Annotated in this window: 22 protein-coding genes; 11 read left to right on the top strand and 11 right to left on the bottom strand. The window is 71.8% G+C overall.

Annotated features, from left to right (window positions below; translation table 11 throughout):
- Positions 1-4: 4 nt before the first annotated feature.
- The 3 genes from ACI2K4_RS27405 to ACI2K4_RS27395 all read right to left on the bottom strand — a co-directional run bounded on the left by ACI2K4_RS27405 (position 5) and on the right by ACI2K4_RS27395 (position 2,907).
- Positions 5-739, bottom strand: coding sequence for a PP2C family protein-serine/threonine phosphatase (locus ACI2K4_RS27405; RefSeq protein WP_404515441.1), 735 nt, complete (start codon positions 737-739; stop codon positions 5-7).
- Between the two features lie 96 nt (positions 740-835).
- A complete protein-coding gene (locus ACI2K4_RS27400; RefSeq protein ID WP_404515440.1) occupies positions 836-1,957 on the bottom strand; it encodes a hypothetical protein in 1,122 nt (373 codons plus the stop codon).
- Positions 1,900-2,907: a transporter substrate-binding domain-containing protein gene (locus ACI2K4_RS27395; RefSeq protein ID WP_404515439.1), complete on the bottom strand. Its 1,008-nt coding sequence runs from the start codon at positions 2,905-2,907 to the stop codon at positions 1,900-1,902. The genes ACI2K4_RS27400 and ACI2K4_RS27395 overlap by 58 nt, the downstream gene beginning before the upstream one ends.
- A 328-nt stretch (positions 2,908-3,235) precedes the next feature.
- Between ACI2K4_RS27395 and ACI2K4_RS27390 the strand changes: the two genes are divergently transcribed.
- From ACI2K4_RS27390 to ACI2K4_RS27380, 3 genes are all read left to right on the top strand, one after another.
- Positions 3,236-6,301 carry a glycoside hydrolase family 9 protein gene (locus ACI2K4_RS27390; protein WP_404515438.1) on the top strand — a complete coding sequence of 1,022 codons (3,066 nt, stop codon included), beginning with the start codon at positions 3,236-3,238 and terminating at the stop codon, positions 6,299-6,301.
- Positions 6,302-6,505: 204 nt separating this feature from the next.
- The gene (locus ACI2K4_RS27385; RefSeq protein WP_404515437.1) at positions 6,506-7,444 is read left to right on the top strand and encodes a zinc metalloprotease; all 939 of its coding nucleotides are present in this window, start codon (positions 6,506-6,508) and stop codon (positions 7,442-7,444) included.
- A complete protein-coding gene (locus ACI2K4_RS27380) occupies positions 7,441-7,788 on the top strand; it encodes a hypothetical protein (RefSeq protein WP_404515436.1) in 348 nt (115 codons plus the stop codon). The genes ACI2K4_RS27385 and ACI2K4_RS27380 overlap by 4 nt, the downstream gene beginning before the upstream one ends.
- 25 nt (positions 7,789-7,813) lie before the next feature.
- Here ACI2K4_RS27380 and ACI2K4_RS27375 read toward each other — a convergent pair whose 3' ends face one another.
- The 4 genes from ACI2K4_RS27375 to ACI2K4_RS27360 form a co-directional block, all read right to left on the bottom strand.
- Positions 7,814-8,071 carry a UBP-type zinc finger domain-containing protein gene (locus tag ACI2K4_RS27375; RefSeq protein WP_404515435.1) on the bottom strand — a complete coding sequence of 86 codons (258 nt, stop codon included), beginning with the start codon at positions 8,069-8,071 and terminating at the stop codon, positions 7,814-7,816.
- The gene (locus ACI2K4_RS27370) at positions 8,068-9,639 is read right to left on the bottom strand and encodes a Na+/H+ antiporter (protein ID WP_404515434.1); all 1,572 of its coding nucleotides are present in this window, start codon (positions 9,637-9,639) and stop codon (positions 8,068-8,070) included. Before ACI2K4_RS27370 ends, ACI2K4_RS27375 begins: the two co-directional genes overlap by 4 nt.
- Before the next feature lie 97 nt (positions 9,640-9,736).
- Entirely contained in the window at positions 9,737-11,149 is a 1,413-nt protein-coding gene (locus ACI2K4_RS27365; RefSeq protein ID WP_404515433.1) for an NADP-dependent succinic semialdehyde dehydrogenase, read from the bottom strand.
- A 13-nt stretch (positions 11,150-11,162) separates the two neighbouring features.
- On the bottom strand, positions 11,163-11,432 hold the full coding sequence (locus tag ACI2K4_RS27360) for a DUF6343 family protein (RefSeq protein ID WP_404515431.1): 270 nt from the start codon (positions 11,430-11,432) through the stop codon (positions 11,163-11,165).
- A 101-nt stretch (positions 11,433-11,533) separates the two neighbouring features.
- On the opposite strand from ACI2K4_RS27360, the gene ACI2K4_RS27355 reads away from it, so the two are divergent.
- Together ACI2K4_RS27355 and ACI2K4_RS27350 are read left to right on the top strand one after the other, a co-directional pair.
- Complete coding sequence (locus ACI2K4_RS27355) at positions 11,534-11,959, top strand: PPOX class F420-dependent oxidoreductase (RefSeq protein WP_404515430.1); 426 nt, start codon at positions 11,534-11,536, stop codon at positions 11,957-11,959.
- Between the two features lie 110 nt (positions 11,960-12,069).
- Complete coding sequence (locus ACI2K4_RS27350) at positions 12,070-12,948, top strand: GDSL-type esterase/lipase family protein (RefSeq protein ID WP_404515429.1); 879 nt, start codon at positions 12,070-12,072, stop codon at positions 12,946-12,948.
- Between the two features lie 41 nt (positions 12,949-12,989).
- Here the strand turns inward: ACI2K4_RS27350 and ACI2K4_RS27345 are convergent, their stop codons facing one another.
- Entirely contained in the window at positions 12,990-13,721 is a 732-nt protein-coding gene (locus tag ACI2K4_RS27345) for an EcsC family protein (protein ID WP_404515427.1), read from the bottom strand.
- A gap of 36 nt (positions 13,722-13,757) precedes the next feature.
- Positions 13,758-13,904 (bottom strand): hypothetical protein, encoded by a 147-nt coding sequence (locus ACI2K4_RS27340; RefSeq protein ID WP_404515426.1) that lies wholly within the window; start codon positions 13,902-13,904, stop codon positions 13,758-13,760.
- Positions 13,905-14,107: 203 nt separating this feature from the next.
- On the opposite strand from ACI2K4_RS27340, the gene ACI2K4_RS27335 reads away from it, so the two are divergent.
- The 5 genes from ACI2K4_RS27335 (at position 14,108) to ACI2K4_RS27315 (ending at position 18,595) form a co-directional block, all read left to right on the top strand.
- A complete protein-coding gene (locus ACI2K4_RS27335) occupies positions 14,108-15,070 on the top strand; it encodes a hypothetical protein (protein ID WP_404515425.1) in 963 nt (320 codons plus the stop codon).
- A gap of 302 nt (positions 15,071-15,372) precedes the next feature.
- The gene (locus ACI2K4_RS27330) at positions 15,373-16,296 is read left to right on the top strand and encodes a proteasome assembly chaperone family protein (RefSeq protein ID WP_404515423.1); all 924 of its coding nucleotides are present in this window, start codon (positions 15,373-15,375) and stop codon (positions 16,294-16,296) included.
- A 127-nt stretch (positions 16,297-16,423) separates the two neighbouring features.
- Positions 16,424-17,257, top strand: coding sequence for an exodeoxyribonuclease III (locus tag ACI2K4_RS27325; RefSeq protein WP_404515422.1), 834 nt, complete (start codon positions 16,424-16,426; stop codon positions 17,255-17,257).
- Positions 17,258-17,498: 241 nt separating this feature from the next.
- Positions 17,499-18,188 carry a hypothetical protein gene (locus tag ACI2K4_RS27320; RefSeq protein ID WP_404515421.1) on the top strand — a complete coding sequence of 230 codons (690 nt, stop codon included), beginning with the start codon at positions 17,499-17,501 and terminating at the stop codon, positions 18,186-18,188.
- Between the two features lie 92 nt (positions 18,189-18,280).
- Complete coding sequence (locus ACI2K4_RS27315) at positions 18,281-18,595, top strand: antibiotic biosynthesis monooxygenase family protein (protein ID WP_404515420.1); 315 nt, start codon at positions 18,281-18,283, stop codon at positions 18,593-18,595.
- 86 nt (positions 18,596-18,681) lie between these two features.
- On the opposite strand, the gene ACI2K4_RS27310 is transcribed toward ACI2K4_RS27315, so the two are convergent.
- Together ACI2K4_RS27310 and ACI2K4_RS27305 are read right to left on the bottom strand one after the other, a co-directional pair.
- Positions 18,682-19,674: a class F sortase gene (locus ACI2K4_RS27310; protein WP_404515419.1), complete on the bottom strand. Its 993-nt coding sequence runs from the start codon at positions 19,672-19,674 to the stop codon at positions 18,682-18,684.
- A 12-nt stretch (positions 19,675-19,686) separates the two neighbouring features.
- Positions 19,687-20,241 (bottom strand): hypothetical protein, encoded by a 555-nt coding sequence (locus ACI2K4_RS27305; protein WP_404515418.1) that lies wholly within the window; start codon positions 20,239-20,241, stop codon positions 19,687-19,689.
- A gap of 131 nt (positions 20,242-20,372) precedes the next feature.
- Between ACI2K4_RS27305 and trmB the strand changes: the two genes are divergently transcribed.
- The gene (gene trmB / locus ACI2K4_RS27300) at positions 20,373-21,089 is read left to right on the top strand and encodes a tRNA (guanosine(46)-N7)-methyltransferase TrmB (protein ID WP_404515416.1); all 717 of its coding nucleotides are present in this window, start codon (positions 20,373-20,375) and stop codon (positions 21,087-21,089) included.
- Positions 21,090-21,120 lie beyond the last annotated feature (31 nt).

Below are 21,120 nucleotides of genomic sequence, written 5' to 3'. Positions count from 1 at the left end.
TTCGTCACTCCTCCGGCTCGTCGACGACGTCGGCGATCACCACGGTGATGTTGTCCGGGCCGCCGGCCCGCAGTGCCAGGTCGACCAGTCGCTTCGCGCAGCCGTCCCGATCCGGGTACGTCGTCAGGGCCTCGGCCAGCGAGTCGGCGCGGACCACGTTGGACAGCCCGTCCGAGCAGAGCAGCCACCGGTCACCCGCCTCCGGCCGCGACGTCGAGTACGCGGGGTTCGCCGGCTCGCCCTGCAACGCCTGGGTGACCACGGCCCGGCGCGGGTGACTGCGTGCCTGCTCCGCGGTGATCATGCCCTCGTCGACCAGCAGTTGCACGAACGTGTCGTCCCGGGTGACCTGGGTGAGCGTTCCCGCCCGCAGCAGGTAGGCCCGCGAGTCCCCGATGTGGGCCAGGCCGAGGCTGGTGCCGGTGGCGGAGAAGAGCAGGGCGGTGAGGGTGGTGCCCATGCCCTGCCGGGTCGGTTCGACCTCGACCGCGGCGCGGATCCGTACGCTGGCCTCGCCGATCGCCTCACTCAGCGCCGCCAACAGTTCCCCGTCCCCGGTCGGCCGGTCCACCGGGGCGATCGTCTCGATCGCGATACGGCTGGCCAGGTCACCGGCGGCCATGCCGCCCATGCCGTCCGCGACGGCGACGAGCCAGGCGCCGGTGTGCACGGAATCCTGGTTCCCGCTCCGGATCAGTCCACGATCGGTCAGCGCCGCGGCACGCAGCTTGAGGGTCATGGCACGCAGCCTGCCAGGAAGGGGGCCACAATGTCTCTAGTAGATCACCCGAGCCAGCTCACAAAAGCCGTGAATTAACTTTGCGTAATCGATGCATCACTCGTACGTGTCGGCGACACCGCCTCTGATCGTCCGACCGGCACAGCGAGGATCCGCCTCCACCGGCTGCCGGCGCGGGATCGCCCACTCCAACGCCGTCTCCTCCACGTGCCAGCCGCGCACCCGCACCACGCTGTACGGCGCCCGCTCGAGCTCCGGACAGAGCGTCTGCGACCAGGCCCGGTCGTTGCGGACGAACCGGACCACACCCCGCTCGTCGAGCAGCGTGGTGTTCCGGTCGTCCACGCTGATGATCCGACCGATCAGCACCGTCGTCCCGGGCACCTCCCCGACGCCGCCCGGCGTGGCCGGATCGGCCGGCGTGGTCGGCGTGGCCGGATCGGTCGGCGGGAGGATCTCGACCGCGACGACCGGCAGGATCGGTGCCCGCAGGAAGATCGCCCCGAGCAGGAACGGCGCGGTGATCGCCGCCGCGACCAGCACCCAGCGGGTCAGCGGTGGGGCGACCCGACGTGGGATCGGGCCGGTCAGGAAGACGGCCAGCAGCGGCGGCAGCGCCAACAGCGCCAACGTCACCGTCTCGCCGGCCCGCGCCGCGGCGAGCAGCGCCGGGGCCAGCCAGATCTCCGCGAGCAGTGCCGCGAAGAGCGGCAGGACGACGCAGACCAGGCGCGTACGCAACCGGTCGTCGGGGTGCCGGCGCCGGGTGCGCAGCCCGAGGACGGCCAGCCCCAGCATCAGCAGACTGGGCAGGAACCGGAACTGCCAGGTGAGCAGGGCCAGCAGCACCGCCATCACGAGCACCCAGCCGGGGATCCGTACGGTCGTCCGGGCCAGCAGCGAGCGCTCCGGGTCGAACCGCTCCGGCGCGCTGACCCAGAGCAGCGTGCCGAGCGTCGCCACCACCAGCACCACCAGCGGCAGCACCCAGACCAGTGTGATCAGCAGGGCACTCAGCAGGCCGAGCGGGCTGACGTACTGGACCAGGAGCAGCATGGTGGAGAGGTCCTGCCGGCTCAGGTGCCAGAGCCGCAGCACCAGCAGGAGCAGTGGGAACGCCGGTACCACGGTGAGCAGCCAGTGCTGGGCCTGGCGGGCGCTCAGCGATCGGTCGCCGACACCGTCCACGGCCGGATCGCCGCCGTCTCCCAGGGCCACCGCCGCACCTCCACCTCTTCCACGTTCGGCTGCTGGGCGACCGCGACCTGTTGGGGCAGGTTGACCGGCTGTTCCGGACGCAGGTGCCTCTCGAACGCGTCCTCCCACCGGCGGTCGGCCGGGTCGGTCAGCGAGTCGTGGAGCGAGAGGTTGACCAGATCCCGGAGGGCCTCGTTCTCGCCGGTGTTGACGCCGTACTTCTCCGTCGGGTCCAGGCCGATGTCGTGGTGCCGCAGTTGCTGCGGATACTTCGCGACAAACCCGGCCAGGATCGCGGCGTCGGTGGTGACCGCCTCCACCTGACCCGCGAGCAGCACGTCGACACACTCGCTGATCCGCTTCTTGCTGACCAGTCGCACCCCCGCCCGGGAGGCGGCCGACTCGCTGGTGGCGGTGGAGAGACTGCACACCGGCTTGTCGCGCAGGTCGTCGAGGGTGTCCACCGGACCCTCGTGGTCCCATCGGGTGATCACCGACTGCTCGGTGGTCAGGTACGGCGCGGAGAAGCTGACCCCGGTGAGGCGTTCCCGCTCCTCGGTGATGCTGTAGGAGGCGATCACCAGGTCGACGGTGACGAACCTGCCGTCGTCCGTACGCGCCTGCATCTTGGCCCGGTCCTCGCTCTCGATGGCGAGGAACCGTACGGCGTCCTGCCGGAACCCGAGGTCCGCCGCGATCATCCAGGCGACGTCGATGTCGAACCCGGAGAAGACACCGGTCTTCGGATCGAGTTGGGCGATGCCGGGCTGGTCGTCCTTCACCCCGACGAGCAGTTCCTGCTTGCCGATGATCCCGGCGTCGCGCAGCAGGTCCCGCTGCGACGGCGGGCCGGTCAGCACCACCGTGGTGATGATGGCGGCCACCGCCACCACGATGCTCAGCAGCACCGCCACCAGCCGTACGCCTCGGGCCACCGACGCACGGCGCTGACCGGTTTCCTGCTCGGTCACCCTGTCCCCCCGATCTGCGCGGCCGGAACTATCCATCTTGGCTCATCGGCGATGGTCCGGACAGCCGTCGCGCCGCGCGCCACCTGTCGGCTAACCGATCCTGTCGTCGATGGTGACCGGGGCACGCCACGCCCGGCACGATACCGATCCATCCAGGATCGCCGATTGACAGGCCGGAAACGGACTGGCAACATCGCTGCTGTACTGGGAGCGCTCCCAGGTCCGGCGGCCCGGTGCCGCCGCCAACCGGAGCGCCCTCGACACTCTCGCCGCGGGACCGGCCGAGTCGGCGTCACCGCGGGCACGCACCCCACCGGAAGGAAGCCCCGTGACCCGACCCCGACGCCACCGGCGGGCCGTCGCGCTCCTCGCCGCGAGCGCCGTCGCCCTCACCGTCCCCGTCCTGACCCCCGCCGCTCCGGCCGTGGCCGCACCCACCGAACACATCGTCAACGGCACCTTCGACAGCGGCACCGCGCCCTGGTGGGCGACGGAGAACATCACCCTCTCGGTGGTCGACGGCCAGCTCTGCGCCCAGGTCCCGGGTGGACTGGCCAATCCGTGGGACGCCAGCCTCGGACACAACGAGATCCCGCTGGCCGACGGCGCCGCCTACGCGCTCGCGCTGCGCGCCAGTGCCAGCGCGCCGGTCACGGTGAAGGCCAACGTCCAGCTCAACGAGGCGCCGTACACCACGGTGCTGGCCCGGGACCTGGCGCTCACCCCGGGCGGCCAGAGCTTCGGGTACGACTTCACCGGCACCCTCGACTCGACCAACGGGACCCTCACCCTCCAACTCGGCGGCAGCGCCGAGCCGTTCACGTTCTGCCTCGACGACGTATCGCTGACCAGCGACGACAGCGGCGACCCGCCGGACGATCCGGCCGGGCCGGAGCAGCTCACCAACGGCGACTTCGCCAACGGCAGCGACGGCTGGTACACGTACGGGACCACCAGCAGCGGGGTGCAGGACGGGCGGCTCTGCTCGGTCGTCCCCGGCGGGCTGGTCAACCCGTGGGACGGCGGCGTGGGGCAGAACGACGTACCACTGGTCGCCGGGTCGGAGTACACGCTCGCCTTCGACGCCTCGGCCACTCCCGGCGCCACGGTGCGGGTGGCGGTGCAGCTCGGCACGGAGCCGTACACCTCGTTCTTCGCCGCGGACGTGCCACTGACCACGGAGCCGCAGCGGATCACGCGGACCTTCACCGCCACCGCCGACACCGACTTCGGCCAGGTCGCCTTCCAGGTCGGCGGCAACGCGACCGGCTACACCCTCTGCCTGGACAACGTCTCGCTGCGCGGCGGCGAGGAGGAGCCGCCGTACGTGCCGGACACCGGGCCCCGGGTACGGGTGAACCAGGTCGGCTACCTGCCCGGCGGCCCGAAGAACGCCACCGTGGTCAGCGAGGCGACCGAACCCCTGCCCTGGCAGCTCAAGTCCGGCGCGGGCACGGTGGTCGCCCAGGGGCTCGCCACCCCGCGCGGCCTGGACGCCGCCTCCGGCCAGCGGACGCAGAGCGTCGACTTCTCCGGGTACCGGACCGCCGGCACCGGCTACACCCTGGTCGCGGACGGCGAGACAAGTCACCCGTTCGACATCTCGAGTAACCTCTACCAGCGGCTGCGCTCCGACTCGCTCCAGTTCTTCTACGTCCAGCGCAGCGGGATCGCGATCGACGGCGAACTGGTCGGCGCGGAGTACGCCCGGCCCGCCGGCCACCTCGGCGTCGCCCCGAACCGGGGGGACACCGACGTGCCGTGCCAGCCCGGCGTCTGCGACTACCGGCTGGACGGCCGGGGCGGCTGGTACGACGCCGGTGACCACGGCAAGTACGTGGTGAACGGCGGCATTGCCACGTACCAGCTCCTGAACACGTTCGAACGGACCAAGACGGCGCCCACCGGCGGTGCCGGTGCCGGCCTCGCCGACGGCACGCTGCGGGTGCCCGAGCGCGACAACGGGGTGCCGGACATCCTCGACGAGGCCCGCTGGGAGCTGGAGTTCCTGCTCCGGATGCAGGTGCCGGCCGGCAAACCGAAGGCCGGCATGGCCCACCACAAGCTGCACGACCAGAACTGGACCGGGCTGCCGCTCGCCCCCGAGGCCGATCCGCAGCTACGCGAACTGCACCCGCCGTCGACCGCCGCGACCCTCAACCTGGCCGCGACCGCCGCCCAGTGTGCCCGGCTCTACGCCCCGTACGACCGGGCCTTCGCCACCCGCTGCGGCACCGCGGCCCGAACCGCGTACGCGGCGGCCAAGGCCAACCCGGCGGTGTACGCCAGCCCGACCGACGGCAACGGCGGTGGCGCTTACAGCGACGCCGACGTCAGCGACGAGTTCTACTGGGCCGCGGCCGAGCTGTACCTGACCACCGGCGCGGCGAACTACCTGGCCGATTTGACCGGCTCGCCGCACCACACCGGCAACGTGTTCGACCCGAACGGGTTCGGCTGGGGCAGCACCGCCGCGCTGGGCCGGCTCGACCTGGCCACCGTGCCGAACGGGCTGGCCCCGCAGGAGCGGGACCGGATCCGGGCCTCGGTGGTCACCGCCGCCGACGCCTATCTGACCACCCTCGCCGGCCAGGCGTACGGGCTGCCGCTGCCGGGTGGGCCGGGCAGCTACTTCTGGGGCGGCAACAGCAACATCATCAACAACGCGGTGGTGCTCGCCACGGCGTACGACCTGACCCGGGACATCCGCTACCGCGACGGCGCGGTGCAGGGGATGGACTACATCTTCGGCCGCAACGCGCTCAACCAGTCGTACGTGACCGGCTGGGGCGAGAAGGCGTCCCGCAACCAGCACAGCCGGATCTTCGGCAACCAGTACGACCCGACCCTGCCGAACCCGCCGGCCGGTTCGATCGCCGGTGGCGCCAACGCCAGCCTGGAGGACCCGTTCGCGGCGGGGCTGCTGCGCGGCTGCGCCCCGATGTTCTGCTACGTGGACGACATCGCCTCGTACGCGACCAACGAGGTGGCGATCAACTGGAACTCGGCACTGGCCTGGATCGCCTCGTGGCTCGCCGACCAGGGTGCCGCCGCCGCACCACCGGCCGCCACCTGCCGGGTCACGTACGTCAACTACGGCGCCTGGCACGGCGGTGGCGGCTTCACCGCCCAGGTCACCATCACCAACACCGGCACCACCCCGATCAACGGCTGGACGACCCACTTCGCCTTCACCGGCGACCAGCGGCTACGCGAGGCGTGGATGGCGCGGGCGACCCAGTCCGGCGCGACGGTCACCGCCAGGAACGAGACCTACAACGGACGGATCGCCCCGGGCGGCAGTGCCACCTTCGGCCTGAACGCCACCACAGCCACCGGCGGCGCCAACCCGTCGCCCGGCCTGTTCACGGTCAACGGGGTGGCCTGCACCTGAGCGGACGAACCCAGCCGGCGGCGGGCTCGGATCACGGTCGGGCGTGTCGCGGACCGAAAGTGGTAACTCGACAAAGTTCTACATGTTTTTCGATGTGGCTACATCGAAAAACATGTAGAACGTCGAGAACTCACACACCTCCGGCCGGCCGGCGGCCGAAACCAAAAACGAGACGGACGACCGGTTCGGGTCCACACTCGGGGCATGACGGTGTCGAGGGACGAGCCGGTGCTACGCACCAGGTGCGCAACCATGCCGGTGCACCGCCGGCTGCTGGACACCCGGGAGGGTTACGCCACCGCCGCCGCCGAGATCGAGAACTTCACGTTCCACCAGTGCCGGCGCGGCCGGTCCCGGCTCGACCAGGTGGTACGGATCCCGGTGGTGGCGCACGTGGTCTGGCGCGAGGAGACCGAGAACATCGGCGACGAGCAGGTACGCAGCCAGCTCGCCGTACTCAACGCCGACTTCCGGTGTCACAACGAGGACGTGGCCGGCGTACCCGAGGTGTGGCGGCCGATGGCTGCGGACGCCGGGGTGGAGTTCTTCCTGGCCTCGACCGATCCGGCCGGCGCGCCGACGACGGGCATCACCCGCACCCGTACCACGGTCACCGCCTTCACGCCGGAGGACGACGCGGTCAAGGCGGCGGCCACCGGCGGCGCCGACCCGTGGCCGGCGCAGCGTTACCTGAACATGTGGGTCTGCCAGCTCGCCGGTGGGGTGCTCGGCTACGCCCAGTTCCCGGGCGGGCCGGCGGCAACCGACGGGGTGGTGCTGCTGCACTCCGCGTTCGGCACCACCGGCACCGCGGTCGCCCCATTCGACGGGGGCCGGACCTGCACCCACGAGGTCGGGCACTGGCTCAACCTGCGGCACATCTGGGGTGACGACGGGGACGGCTGCGGCGGTGACGACCTTGTCGCCGACACGCCCAACCAGGCCGGTCCGAACTACGGCCGCCCCACCTGGCCGAGGGTGACCTGCGACAACGGGCCGGACGGGGACATGTTCATGAACTTCATGGACTACACCGACGACGCCGCGATGGTCATGTTCACCGCCGGGCAGGTCGCCCGGATGGCGACCACCCTGGCCGGACCCCGGTCCAGCCTGGCCGTGGGTGCCAGACTGACGGGATGACGCAGCCACCACCCGGGCAACCGCCCGAGGCGCTGTTCCGACGTTGGGTGCACGTGCGCGAGGAGGACGACGCCGACGTACGCGTCTACCGTCCCGCCGACCGTCCCGTCCCACCGGCCCGGGGACGGGACGGGATCGAGTTCCGCCCGGACGGCACCTTTGTCGACTACCTGCCGGGGCCGACCGACGCGACGAGCCGAGCGCCGGGACAGTGGCGTACGGACGCCGACGACCGGTTACGGCTGACCGGTCCGGCGGGGCGGGGCGACTCCCTGTTCCACCTGGTGACCGTCGACGACGAGATGCTGCGGCTGCGCCCGCTCGGCGACCAGCCGGAGCCGTGACCCCGGCCGGACCGGTGGTGGCGGGTCAGCCGACCTGCTCGTCCGGGTAGCACCAGCGCCAGGACTCGCCCGGCTGGAACGACTGGATCACCGGGTGGCCGGTGCTGTGGAAGTGGGCCGTGGCGTGCCGGCGCGGCGACGAGTCGCAGCAGCTCACCCGCCCGCAGGTCAGGCAGAGCCGGAGGTGCACCCAGTCGCTGTGGCCGCCCTCCAGACAGTCCTGGCAACCGTCGGTGCTCTGCGGCTCCGGCTGACCGGCCTCGGCCAGGTGTGCGCAGCTCATCGCTCTCCCTCGCGTCGCAACAACGACTCTTCCAGATCAAGATCGCGGTACGCCCGGACGAGCACCTCCTCGGTGATCCGTCCCTCGTCGCGGGCGACCCGGAACACCTCGCGCTCCGCGTCGATCATTTCCTGCCGGAGACGACCGTACGCCTGCGACGGGGTTTCCCGCTCGGCGCCCCCCAGCCGCTCCCAGGCGCTGTTGCTGCGCTCGTCGACCACCAGACGGAGTCGCTCGACCACCGAGGGCGGGGCACCCTCGGCCGCCGCCTCCAGCCGTTCCCGGGCGGCCCGACCGGCCTGCTGCTGCACCGCCGCCTCGGCCAACGCGTCCTTCGCCGGGTCGTCGGGGGGCAGCCGCAGCCCCCGGGCGACCATCGGCAGCGTCGCGCCCTGCAACCCCAGGGTCACCACGATCACCGCGAACGCCAGCCAGACAAAGAGATCACGAGGGTAGTCCAGGCCGTCACCGGGCAGCGGCAGCGCCAGCGCCGCACCCAGGGTGACCACACCACGCATCCCGGCCCAGGACAGGATCGTCGAGACCCGGGCCGGCAACGCCGTGCCGCGCCGACGCACCCCGGGCACCAGCCCGACCAGCATGCTGGCCGGGAGGATCCAGAGGAACCGGGTGACAAAGACGGCGACCAGCACCACCACGGTCACCAGCACCATCGTGCCGATCTCGGTGTCCAGCCTGCTCAGCAGGTCCCGCAACTGGAGCCCGACGAGCAGGAAGACCAACCCCTCCAACAGGAAGGTCACCAGCCGCCAGAACGCCATCGTCTGCAGCCGGGAGCCGGCCGAGAGCAGCACCGGCAGCTTGTGCCCCAGTGCCAGCCCGACCACCACCACCGCGACCACCCCGGAGGCGTGCACCTCCTCGGCGGCGAAGACCACGACGAACGGGGTGAGCAGGGAAAGTGTGTTGTCGATCAGCGGGTCTTTGATCCGCTTGTGCAGATAACCGACGACCACCGCGCCGATCACCCCGATCACCAACCCGCCACCCGCCGTGACCAGCACCTGCCCGGCGACGCCCCAGGCGTCCAACCCACTGCCGACCGCCGCGAGGGTGGCCACCCGCAGCAGCACCAGGGCGGTGGCGTCGTTGATCAGACTCTCGCCCTCGAGAATGGTCACCACCCGGTGCGGCAGGCCGATCCGGCGCGCCACCGCCGTGGCCGCGACCGCGTCCGGCGGCGCGACCACCGCGCCGAAGGCCAGGCAGATCGCCAGCGGTACGTCCGGCAGCACCGCGTGCACCGCGAAGCCGACCACAACCGCGGTGAAGAGCACCAGGCCGACGGCGAGCAGCAGGATCGGCCGCAGGTTGTACCGGAACGCCGGCACGGAGGTCTGGATCGCGGCGACGTACAGCAGTGGGGGCAGAATGCCGACCAGCACGAGTTCGGGATCGAGGCGTACCAGCGGGAAGCCGGGCACGAAGGAGAGCGCCACCCCGAGCACGAGCAGCACGATCGGTGCGAGCAGACCGAATCGGCGGGCCAGGGCGGCGCCCAGGGTCGCGATCGCCAGGAACAGGACGACCTCGAAGAGTGGCTCCATGCGGCACAGCGTAGGGGTTCACCGCGGGCGCACTGATCATCACACCGGGCGTACGTCCGACCCGTTACACCGAACCCGACACCCCGTACGGGAACGACTACTCGCTGTGCGATCCGGCTCCACCGGAGGCCACTCCCTCGCCCACCCAGACCGTCTTGGTGTTGCAGAACTCCCGGATGCCGTGCGCCGAGAGTTCCCGGCCGTAGCCCGAGTTCTTCACCCCGCCGAACGGCAGCTCGGGAAACGAGGTTGTCATTCCGTTGATGAAGACGCTGCCCGCGTCCAGGTCGGTCGCGAACCGCTCCTGCTCGGCCGGGTCGCGGGTCCAGGCGTTGGAGCCCAACCCGAAGTTGGTCCCGTTGGCCAACTCGATCGCCTGCTCGTACGACTCCGCCCGGAACAGGCCGGCGACCGGGCCGAACACCTCCTCCGTCCACATCCGCATGGTCGGGTTCAGGTCGGTCACCACGGTCGGCGGGTAGTACCAGCCGTCGCCGTCCGGCCGCTGACCACCGCAGAGCACCCGCGCCCCCTTGCGTACCGCGTCGTCCACCTGTTCCTCGACGTCGAGCCGACCCTGTTCGGTGGCGAGCGGGCCGACGTCGGTGTCGGGATCCATCGGGTCGCCGACGGTCAACGCGTCCATCCGGGAGGCGAACGCCCGCGCGAAGGAGTCGAAGACGTCGGTGTGCACGATGAACCGTTTCGCGGCGATGCAGGACTGCCCGTTGTTCTGGCAGCGGGCGGTGGTGGCGGCCTCGGCGGCCAGCTCGATGTCGGCCGATGGCATCACCACGAACGGGTCGCTGCCGCCCAACTCCAGCACGGTCTTCTTGATTTCCTGCCCGGCGGTCCGGGCCACCGCCCGACCGGCCCGTTCGCTGCCGGTCAACGTGGCCGCCCGGACCCGCGGATCGGCCAGCACCTGCCCGACCGCCTCGGCGCCGACCAGGAGCGACTGGAACGCCCCGGCCGGGAAGCCGGCGCGACCGAACAGGTCGCCCAGGTAGAGCGCGCTCTGCGGCACGTTGGACGCGTGTTTGAGCAGTCCGACGTTGCCCGCCATCAGGGCCGGCGCGGCGAAGCGCATCACCTGCCAGAGCGGGAAGTTCCACGGCATCACCGCCAGCACCGGCCCGAGCGGCTGGTAGCGGGTGAACGCCCGGGTGGCGCCGACCGCCGCCGCGTCGGCCGGCTCGTCGGCGAGCAGGCGCTCGGCGTTGGCGGCGTAGAAACGGCAGGCGGCGGCGCACTTGGCCACCTCGGCGCGGGCCGAGACGAAGGTCTTGCCCATTTCGACGGTCATCAGTCGGGCCAGTTCGTCGCACTCGCCCAGCAACAGGTCGGCGGCGGCGTTCAACCACCGGGCGCGGTCGGCGAAGGTGGTGGCGCGCAGCGTACGGAACGCCTCGTCGGCCCGGCCGATCGCCTCGTCGACCTGTTCCGGCGACATCGGGTCGTAGGTCTTGAGCGTCTGTCCGGTAGCCGGGTTGATGGTGGCGATCGACATCTCGTACCCCTTGTTACTCGAAGAGCGAGTGGTTCGTGCCCGGCGGTTCCTCGCGGCGGCGCTGGGCCCGCCGGCGCATGATGATCACCAGGTCGACGACGGCCACGGCGGCGAGCGCGAAGAGGATCACCGCCGGCACCCAGTGCCCGGTGAGCGCCACCAGCACCCCCAGCCCGGCCGAGACCACCAGCCCGAACGAGGCCAGCACCAGCCGGAGGTTGAGCGCGCTGTACGGGTGCCCGACCGTCCCCTTCGCCCCGGAGGGCTGCGATTTTCCGGCCATCTGGTCGAACTACCCCGTCGCTCCGGCGACTAACCTGCCGACCCGCTCCGACGCCGCCCGTTCCGCTTGTCCGTCTCACCACGGCGGGGTAGAACGAGATCATGACGAGTGATCCCACGGTCCCCGAGAGTCACGCCGACCTGCTCGAGCGCCCGCTCTTCACGCACCTCGCGACGGTCCGCCCGGACGGCTCGGCACAGAGCAGCGTGATGTGGTTCGCCTGGGACGGCCGGCGGATCCGGATGACCCACACCAGCGGCCGGCAGAAGTACCGCAACCTGCGCCACGAGCCCCGGGTCGGTCTCTCCGTCGCCGACCCCGAGGACGCGTACCGCTCGCTGGAGATCCGGGGCGTGGTGGAGAGCATCGAGCCCGACGACGAAGAGGCTTCCTTCTACCGCTTCCTCCAGGATCGGTACGGTCACGTCTCCGAGATCGTGGACGCGCCCGCCCGGGTCGTGGTGACCATCCGGCCGACCGGGTTCGTGGCCGTGGTCGGCGGCTCGATCACCTACCGCACCCCCTGATCCCCGAGCCCGGTGGGCCGGGAATGGCACGGTACGGATGTTCCCGGCCGTACCGGCATCAGCGTAGAGTGACCACACCCGTGCTTTCCGCCAAAGAAACGGGGGAAGCAGTGCCTCGTCGCTGGACCACCACCGCGGTTGTCGTCGTGCTCGCCCTCGCCGCCCTCGCCTGCGAGAGCGGTGGCGGCGGTGGCGGGATCGGGCAGCCCAGCGCCGGACCGCCACGGCCGTCCGCCACGGCCCGGCCGGACCTGCCCGCGTCGATGGCGGCGCTCGGCGACTCGATCAGCAGCGGTTTCGGCACCTGTCTGGTGCTCGCCAACTGCCAGCGCAACTCCTGGTCGTCCGGGGACGGCCTGCGCGTGGAGAGCCACTACCGCCGACTGCTGGAGGCCAACCCGGCCATCCGGGGCAACGGGCACAACCACGCGGCGGCCGGCGCGCGGGTCCGCCAACTGGCGGACCAGGCCAGCGCGGCGGTGGCGGCCGGGGCGGACTACGTGACCGTGCTGATCGGGGCGAACGACGCCTGCCGGGGTCGGATCGAGGAGATGACCGAGGTGAGCGACTTCCGGGCCGAGGTCGACCGGGCGCTGACCGTGCTGAAGCAGGGTCGCCCGAAGGCCCGGGTGCTGGTGGTGAGCATCCCCGACCTGTACCGGCTCTGGGAGATCGGGCACTCCGAGTCGCAGGTGGTCCGGGCCTGGAACCGGGGCGTCTGCCCCGCCCTGCTGGCCAACCCCACGTCGACCGCCGCCGCCGACGCGAGCCGCCGCTCGGCCTTCCGGGCCCGGATCGACGCGTACAACAAGGAACTCACCGCCGCCTGCCGGGCGTACGGCTCCCGTTGCCGGCACGACGGCGGCGCGGTGCACCGGGTGCGGTTCAGCCTGGACATGCTCAACCGGTTGGACTACTTCCACCCGGACGTGGACGGCCAGGCCAAACTCGCCGAGGTGACCTGGGGCTCCTCCGGTTTCACCGGTTGACCGTCGGTCTTCACCCGTCGGCCGGCGGACGGCGGCGGTGACTAGGGCTGGCGCTGCGGCGGTGCGGCGATCGCCCGCGGGGCGTACAGGGCGACGGTGCGGCGGGCCAGGTCGCTGGTGGCGGACGAGTTCGCCCAGGTCCCCAGGATGATCGCGGCACCCGGGATCACCTTGGCGAAGACCCGTTTCGCGGCCCGCACCCCGGCCATCTTGGCCAGCCGTACGCTCAGCCGCAGCACCGCCTGGCGCAGCGGGGTCCGGGACCCCCGGAACAGCGATCCGGCCCGTTCCCGGCCGGCCGCCACACCGAGCGCCAGTCGCGCGGTCTCGGCCACCTTGTGCACCTTCTGCAGGACCAGCAGGTCGGTGGCCCGGTCCGGGTGTTGCGGGTCGAGACCGTACGCGGCGGCGATGTGCAGCACCATCCGGGCCTGGGTCCAGGCCAACACCCCGACGTCGATCACCGCGCCGGGCAGCCCGGCGGCACCGGAGACCGCTCCGGAGAGCCGGGCCCGGGCGACGAACTTCCTGGTCGCGAGTTGGGCCAGCGCGTCCCGGTCGAGCCCGGGTTGGCTGGCCCGGGTGGACTCGGCCCAGGCCCGAGCCTCGGGGCCGAGCCGGCGGACCGCCTCCAGGGCCAGGTGCTCCGGCGCGTACTGCGGATCGTCGCGCATCCGGTCCCAGAGGCCGGCCGGCGGTGCCGCGGTCGGCTCCTGCGCGCCAGGCTGGTCGGTGCCGACGGGCTGGCCGCCGGGCTGGTCAGGGTCGGTCACGGCAAACTCCGGGGGCTCGGTGGGAGTCGGGGAAAATCAGCGGCGACCGTTGAACCGGCCGAGCAGCCGTCGCAACCGCTGCTGGTTGCCCGGCTTGGCCAGCTCACGGCGGCCCCGGTCGACCAACTGCCGCCCCCTGGGTGACTGGAGGAAGGCTCGGACCCGTCGCACCAGTGATGACATCGTGTACCCCTCTCGTCGTCTCTCAGTTGTACCCACCCCGGTCGACCCGCACACCGGAATCGGTCCGAAGCCCGTCCACAGTGGTCAGCGCGGTCATTCAGCTCGGCCGATGCCCTGGGCCGTACGGGCGGTCTGCCGCGAAGCCGGCTGCGGTAGCGTCTTCCGGTCGTGAACGGTCGCGCAACGCGTACTGGAGGACAGCTTTGACCGGGTCAGGCGACGAGGAGCCCGTACCGCTGCGGATCGGCGGCTGGCTTCCGCCCAGCGGGCGGCCCGCACGACCGGAGGAGGCGGCGGCGACGGCCCTGCTTCCCGTGATCAGGAGGACGGATCCCGAACCCACGGGAGCGGGGACCGAGTCCGACGGGTCCCGTGCCGGGCGGGCGCGGCGACGCGACAGCCGGCGGTGGCGGGTCACCGCACTCGTGGCGGTGGCGACCGTGGCGACCGCTGTCGGCGTACCACTGCTGGCCGGCGGGAACGCGGACCCGGCCGACCCCGACCGGCAGGCCCAGCCGGCACCGCCCCGATTTGGTGGCTCGGCGGACCCGGCGGCGGACCCGGCGGCCACGGCGGCGGTCGACGGGTCGACCACCGCCGGCAGCAGCGCGGCAGCGAGCCGGGGCGGCTCCCGCTCCACGACCACGACGACCAGCCCCGGCGGTGGTCCGGCCGCGACCACCGGCGCACCCGGTACGTCGGCCGCACCGCCACCGTCGAAGCAACCGAATCAGCCGAACGCGCTCCCGCCCGCGGCTCCACCGTCGGTGTTCGGCACGTCCGTGGAGGCCGAGGGGCCGGCGGCGGAACGCCGGGGCCGGGCCAGGACCCGCTCGGTCGCGGGCGCCTCCGGCGGCACGGTGGTGACCGGAATCGGCGACGGGTCCGGCAACACGATCCGGTTCTCCCGGATCGAGGTGCCGGCCGCCGGCCGGTACACGGTGACCCTGTACTACGTCAGCGACCGGGACCGGTCCGGCACCCTCACCGTGAACGGCGGGCGGAGCACGGTGTCGTTCGCCGACACCGGCTCCAACGACGGGCCGGTCGGTGCGGTGTCGATCACACTCTCGCTGCGGGCCGGCGCGAACAGCATCGAGCTCGGCGACCGGCGGGAGCGGGTGGCGGACCTGGACCGGATCGTGGTCACCGGTTCCGGCGGCTGATCATCTTCTGGACCGTTCGGGCTAACACGGCTCGGCCGATCGGCTTTCAGAGCATCGGACGATAGGGCAGATTCCCTGGCCGCAGGCGGCGACGAAGGGGCGGCGAGACCGGCCGGAGCCGCCCCGATCGGCCTGGCGAGGGCGGTTCGACGCCCCGCGCGCCCGGCTAGAACACCCGATCCCGAGGCATGCTCGAGGGGGGTGACGGAGTCGGCCGACGGAATGCACCAAGATGGCGGGAGCGTTGCGTACACCGAGGTGACGTCTGTCGTAGGCGCATCCCGTTGAGGAGGTCCTGACCGGTGCTCGATCCGCACGAGCTCTACCAGCTCACCGACGACCTGCCCGAGCTGGGTCAGCCGGTGTTGATCCAGGCGCTGACCGGCTTCGTCGACGCCGGCAACGCGACCCGGCTCGCCCGGGAGCAGCTCCTGTCGACGCTGGAAGGTCGGCCGATCGCCACCTTCGACATCGACCAGCTACTCGACTACCGCTCACGCCGGCCCACGATGATCTTTGTCGAGGACCACTGGGAGTCGTACGAGGAACCGAAACTCGAACTGCACCTGCTGCGCGACGATGCCGAGACGCCCTTCCTGCTGCTCACCGGCCCCGAACCGGACCTGCAGTGGGAACGGTTCACCAGTGCGGTGATCGCCCTCACCAGCCAGCTCGGCGTACGTCTGACGGTCGGCCTGAACTCGATCCCGATGGCCGTGCCGCACACCCGGCCGACCGGGGTCACCGCGCACGCCACCCGCCCCGAGCTGATCAGCGGGCACGAGCCCTGGCTCCAGCGGGTGCAGGTGCCCGGTGGCGCGGGACACCTGCTCGAATTCCGGCTCGGCCAGGTCGGCCGCGACGCGGTCGGGTTCGCCGTACACGTGCCGCACTACGTCGCCCAGTCGGAGTACCCGGCCGCCGCCGAACTGCTGCTCAGCTCGATCTCCCGGGCCACCGGGCTACTGCTGCCGACCGAGGGGCTGCGGACCGCCGCCGAGCTGGTCCGTACCGACATCGACCGCCAGGTCGCCCAGACCGACGAGGCCGGCGCGCTGGTGCACGCCCTGGAGGAGCAGTACGACGCCTTCGCCCGTGGTCGCGGCGCTCCCAGCCTGCTCGGCGGCCAGCCCGGGGCACTGCCCACCGCCGACGAACTCGGCGCGGAACTGGAACGCTTCCTGGCCGAACAGCAGGGCCGCCCCGGGGACACCCCCGGCGCCTGAACCGACCCGTTACCTCCCGGCCGGTGACGGCCCACACCGCCGGCCGGGAGGCACCGGACGCCGCGACCCACCGTCCGCAGGCGCGGCAAGATGCACCTCCGGCCGCCGGATGCGGCAGGCTGTGCACATGCGGCTGGCTACCTGGAACGTCAACTCGGTCAAGGCCCGACTCCCCCGGCTGCTTGCCTGGCTGGCCGACACCGCCCCGGACGTGGTCTGCCTCCAGGAGACGAAGTGCCCCGACGGCGCCTTCCCGGTGGCCGAGGTCGGCGAACTCGGCTACACGGCCGCGAGCCACAGCGACGGCCGCTGGAACGGCGTGGCGATCCTGTCCCGGGTCGGGCTCGACGACGTGGTGGTCGGCTTCCCCGGTGAGCCCGGCTTCCCCGAGCCGGAGGCGCGCGCGCTCGGCGCGACCTGTGCCGGCGTCCGGGTCTGGTCGATCTACGTACCGAACGGGCGCACCCCGGACTCGCCGCACTACACGTACAAGCTTGCCTGGCTGGCGGCACTCCGGGACGCCCTCGCCGCCGAGGTGCGCCCGGACCGGCCGCTGACCGTCTGCGGCGACTACAACGTGGCCCCGACCGACGCGGACGTCTGGGACCCGGCGCTCTTCGTCGACTCGACCCACGTCACCCCGGCCGAGCGGCAGGCCCTGGCCGAGTTGCGCGCACTCGGCCTGACCGACGTGGTGCCGACCCCGATGAAGGGGCCACACCCGTACACCTACTGGGACTACCGGGCCGGCATGTTCCACCAGAACAAGGGCATGCGGATTGACCTGGTGTACGCGACCGCCGACTTCGCCGAGAGCGTCACCTCGGCGTACGTGGACCGGGAGGCCCGCAAGGGCACCGGCCCCTCCGACCACGCGCCGATCGTGGTCGACACCGCCCCGGCGAAGACCGGCACGATCAGTGGGCAGGCCCGCCGGGCGTCCGACCCTGAGGGTTTGTGACCCGGGGACCGGGTACGGGACGGGCCCCTCCCGGGCGGCGGCGAGTAGTCGACGGCGTCGATCCATGATCGGCGACGGCAGTGGACGACAGGGCGGCGACGCGGGCAAGACCTGGAGCTCCGTACGGTGCCGACGGCTGTCCCGCGACCGGTGAGGCGGTCGGCTGGGCTCGCCCGCCTGGTCCATGGTCAGGGGTCACCGTGGTCGCGTCGGGTGTGCCGAGGGGCTGGGCTGGCCGCAGTTGGGCGAGGCGGCCGAGCGAAATCGCGAACGCGCTGTCGGGCGCAAGCCGAGCGGCCTCGCGATTAAACTGGTGGAGGGCATTCGGATGGGCCGCTGCCAGATAGCTCGCCAAGCCGTGCCCGTTGTAGATGAGAGAAATCGCTTGTGTGATCTGGGGGTCGGCGTTTATTCGCGGATCGTTCTCCTTCTGTCGAAGCGCCGCGCTCAGGTACTCGAACGTCCGCTGGTCGCACTTCGCGCCCTCCTGATCGAGTGCCCGCACGAACGGACCGCCCGGATCAAGGGCATCGACCCCACGCCGGATCGTCTTCAAGCCCGCTACGTCGACGTGTCGAGCCACCTCCTTCGCAGCGATGTCCGCAGCAGTGATCCGTTCGACCACCGCTCGAAACTGCACGAACTGTCCGGTTCGCAACTGGTTGACCACGGTCCTCGCGAGTTCCTTGTCCTCCTCGACGAGCTGCTGGCGGTCCTCCTCCAGCAGTTGCTCGGCCAAAACTCGGTCCTGGCTCAATTGCCGGAGATTCTCTCGCCCCTGGCGCAGGACCTCGTACTGCTCCGCGTTGCTTTCGAGGGCAACATCCCGGACCACCTCCGCGTAGATCGCCTGGGCGCGCCTACGGCGTTCGCGTTCCGCATCCGAGCGACTCATGCGTCCTCCGACTCACCAGTTGAGATCGTCCTTTGACAGGGCCGACGCGGAAAGGCGGGTTCGGGTTCACCGGACGCACACCGCCCGGGGCGCGGGGTGTCCGGGTCGGAGCGCATAGGCTTGGTGTCATGGCAGTCGTGAAGATCAACGCTATCGAGGTTCCGCCGGGCGCGGGCGAGGAACTGGAGCGGCGCTTCGCCGCCCGCAAGGGCGCGGTGGACAACCAGCCCGGCTTCCTCGGTTTCGAGCTGCTCCGCCCGGTCGGCGGGGAGACCCGCTACTTCGTCTACACGAAGTGGGAGAGCGAGGAGGCGTACCAGGCGTGGGCCAGCGGCCCCGCCCGCGAGGCGCACGCCCAGGCCAACACCCCCTCCGCCGACCGCCCCAAGCCGGTATCGACCGGCGCCAACCTCCTGGAGTTCGAGGTCGTCCCCCTCCCCTGAGCCCCCCACCACTGCGTCGATCTAGGGAAAATCCCCCTCGATGATCTTCGAACGGGTGGATCTGCCCTAGATCGACGAGGGAGGGGTCAGGGGTCGCGGGTGTCGGTCAGGGAGGCGAAGGCGACGATGTTGTCGGCGTAGCCGGTGCTGCCGCCGACCCATTCGCCCCCGCAGGTGATCAGGCGCAGCGCCGGGCGCTCGTACGAGCCGTAGATCCGCTCCTGCGGCAGCTCGGACTTGTCGAAGTGCTCGACCGAGTTGACCTCGAAGACGGCCACCGAGCGGTCCTGGCGGGTCACCTCGATCCGGGCGCCGGGACGGAGTTTTGCCAGGTCGTGGAAGACCGACGGACCGTCCCTGGTGTCGGCGTGCCCGACGATGATCGAGGGTCCGAACTGTCCCGGCGTCGGGCCCCGGTCGTACCAGCCGGTCTCGTTGTGTTTCTCCAACGCGGGCACCGCGATCGACCCGTCGTCGGCGAGCCCGACCCGGTGCACCGGGGCCAGTACGTCGATCGAGTCGATCTTCAACCGGATCGGTGGACTCGGCTCCATCACCGGGAAGTCGTGCGGTGGTGGCCGGTCCTCGCCGCTGGCCAGGGTGGGCCAGAGGCTGCCGCCGGAGCGGCCGAGTCCGGCCCCGGTGGCGAAGACCCCGACCAGCACCAGGACGATCGCGAGCGGTCCGACCCAGCGGCGACGGTCACGTACCGCCGGGCGACCCGCGCGGGGCGTGGGGGCCGGCTGGTAGCGCCGGGGCTCGGGCCAGAACCAGCGGGCGGGTCTGTGGTCACGGTCACGCCGCGCCCGGCTGCTCGGCCCGTCCGTCGCCGGGCGGGCCCCGACGGTGGACCGGGCGCCGGCCGCCGGGCGGGACGTGCCGGTCGAACGAGACGCGCCAGCCGAGCGGGTCCCGCCACGGTCGCCGCCCCGCCAGCCGGGCGGGCCCGGCGGACCGGAGACCGGCCGGGCGGTTGCCGGGGCGGACGAGGTGGGCGGCGCGGGGCGGCCGCCGACCCGGGGACCGGGCGTCGGCCGGGGCGTGGGCTCGGGTCGGCCGCTGGGACTCGGACGGGCCATCGGCGTACCGGGTCAGGACGCGTGCCGGCCGCCGGCCGGCGACGGACCGTTGCGGCGGCGCAGGGCGACCATCCCGAGTACGGCACCGAGCAGCGTGACCGCTATCCCCCCGCCCAGCAGCAGGTCACCGGTGTCCGGGCCGGCGGAGCCACCGAACCCGGTCGCCGGACCGCGCTTGGGCCAGCCACCCGCCACCACGTTCAGGTTGGTCGAGGCGTTACGGCCGTCCGGGCAGTTGAGCCTGACCCGGAACCGGTCGGCCTGGGTGCCCTCGGGCACCAGCGCAGCTGCGGTCAACAGCCCGTCCTGCGGCTGGGCGGTGACCGTGCCGAAGGCCGGCGACTCGACCGTCGCGGGCTCGGTGTTGTCGCTGCAACTGGCCCGGATGCCGATCATGTGACCGGCCTCGACGGTGGTCGGGGTGACCTGGACGTAGACATCCCCGGCCAGGGCCGGCGCGGGAGTGAGCAGCACACCGGAGAGGGCGAGCACGAAGGCGGGAACGAGGACGACTGCCGGCGGCGGGCGTCGGCGCCGTACGCCAGCGCGTCGAAACGAGAATCTCACGATCCCTCCCGGCACCCGTCGGGGCAGCACCGGGCGGGCGTCACCTGGCCTGCCGTACGAAAGGAATTCTCTCATTCGGTGATGGCGAGCACACGCGTCCGATCTCGCCGATCGCGTAGGCTCACGTTCCTGTGACCTCCACCGACCAATCCCGTACCGATGCCGGGTCCGAACGGCACCCGGCCGGGATCCGCACCTTCCACCCGCGCCGGGGCCGGCTCAGCGGGCGGCACCTCGACGCGCTGGACCGCCTCTGGTCCGACTACGGGCTGATGGTCCCGGACCCGATCGAGGCACCGGTGGACCTGTCCACCCTGTTCGGTCGCCGGGCCCCGGTGGTGCTGGAGATCGGCTTCGGAATGGGCGACGCCACCGTGGCGATGGCCGCCGCCGACTCTGGCCGAGACTATCTCGCGGTCGAAGTGCACACGCCCGGAATCGCCAACCTGCTCGCGGTCACCGAGCGGCGGGCGCTGACCAACGTACGAGTGGCCCGGGGCGACGCGGTCGAGCTGCTCCACTGCCTGCCCGAGGCGGCGCTGGACGCCGTACACGTCTTCTTCCCGGACCCGTGGCCGAAGGCCCGGCACCACAAGCGTCGTCTGATCCAGCCCAGCCACGTGGAACTGCTCCGCTCTCGCCTGGCGTCGGGCGGCACCCTGCACTGCGCCACCGACTGGTCGGAGTACGCCCAGCAGATGCGGCAGACGCTGACCGACGACCCGGGGCTGGTCAACGCGTTCGACGGGTACGCTCCCCGACCCGCGCACCGGCCGGTGACCAAGTTCGAGCGGCGCGCCGTCGCCGCCGGCCGTCCCGTCTTCGACCTGATCTTCCACCGCCGCTGAGAGCGGGCCCTCTGCCGCCGGAAACGGCTCT

It is taken from the genome of Micromonospora sp. NPDC050397 (genome assembly GCF_044901685.1).
Taxonomy (GTDB): Bacteria; Actinomycetota; Actinomycetes; order Mycobacteriales; family Micromonosporaceae; genus Micromonospora_G.
Note: the sequence above shows the minus strand (reverse complement) of the source record. Positions and strands in the feature narration are given on the sequence as shown.

Bases quoted from the DNA above. Each gene is read 5' to 3' on its own strand.
- ACI2K4_RS27360 (WP_404515431.1), bottom strand. From the start codon at position 11,432: ATGGCCGGAAAATCGCAGCCCTCCGGGGCGAAGGGGACGGTCGGGCAC.
- ACI2K4_RS27365 (WP_404515433.1), bottom strand. From the start codon at position 11,149: ATGTCGATCGCCACCATCAACCCGGCTACCGGACAGACGCTCAAGACC.
- ACI2K4_RS27405 (WP_404515441.1), bottom strand. From the start codon at position 739: ATGACCCTCAAGCTGCGTGCCGCGGCGCTGACCGATCGTGGACTGATC.
- ACI2K4_RS27385 (WP_404515437.1), top strand. From the start codon at position 6,506: ATGACGGTGTCGAGGGACGAGCCGGTGCTACGCACCAGGTGCGCAACC.
- ACI2K4_RS27355 (WP_404515430.1), top strand. From the start codon at position 11,534: ATGACGAGTGATCCCACGGTCCCCGAGAGTCACGCCGACCTGCTCGAG.
- ACI2K4_RS27375 (WP_404515435.1), bottom strand. From the start codon at position 8,071: ATGAGCTGCGCACACCTGGCCGAGGCCGGTCAGCCGGAGCCGCAGAGC.
- ACI2K4_RS27315 (WP_404515420.1), top strand. From the start codon at position 18,281: ATGGCAGTCGTGAAGATCAACGCTATCGAGGTTCCGCCGGGCGCGGGC.
- ACI2K4_RS27310 (WP_404515419.1), bottom strand. From the start codon at position 19,674: ATGGCCCGTCCGAGTCCCAGCGGCCGACCCGAGCCCACGCCCCGGCCG.
- ACI2K4_RS27340 (WP_404515426.1), bottom strand. From the start codon at position 13,904: ATGTCATCACTGGTGCGACGGGTCCGAGCCTTCCTCCAGTCACCCAGG.
- ACI2K4_RS27325 (WP_404515422.1), top strand. From the start codon at position 16,424: ATGCGGCTGGCTACCTGGAACGTCAACTCGGTCAAGGCCCGACTCCCC.
- ACI2K4_RS27370 (WP_404515434.1), bottom strand. From the start codon at position 9,639: ATGGAGCCACTCTTCGAGGTCGTCCTGTTCCTGGCGATCGCGACCCTG.
- ACI2K4_RS27380 (WP_404515436.1), top strand. From the start codon at position 7,441: ATGACGCAGCCACCACCCGGGCAACCGCCCGAGGCGCTGTTCCGACGT.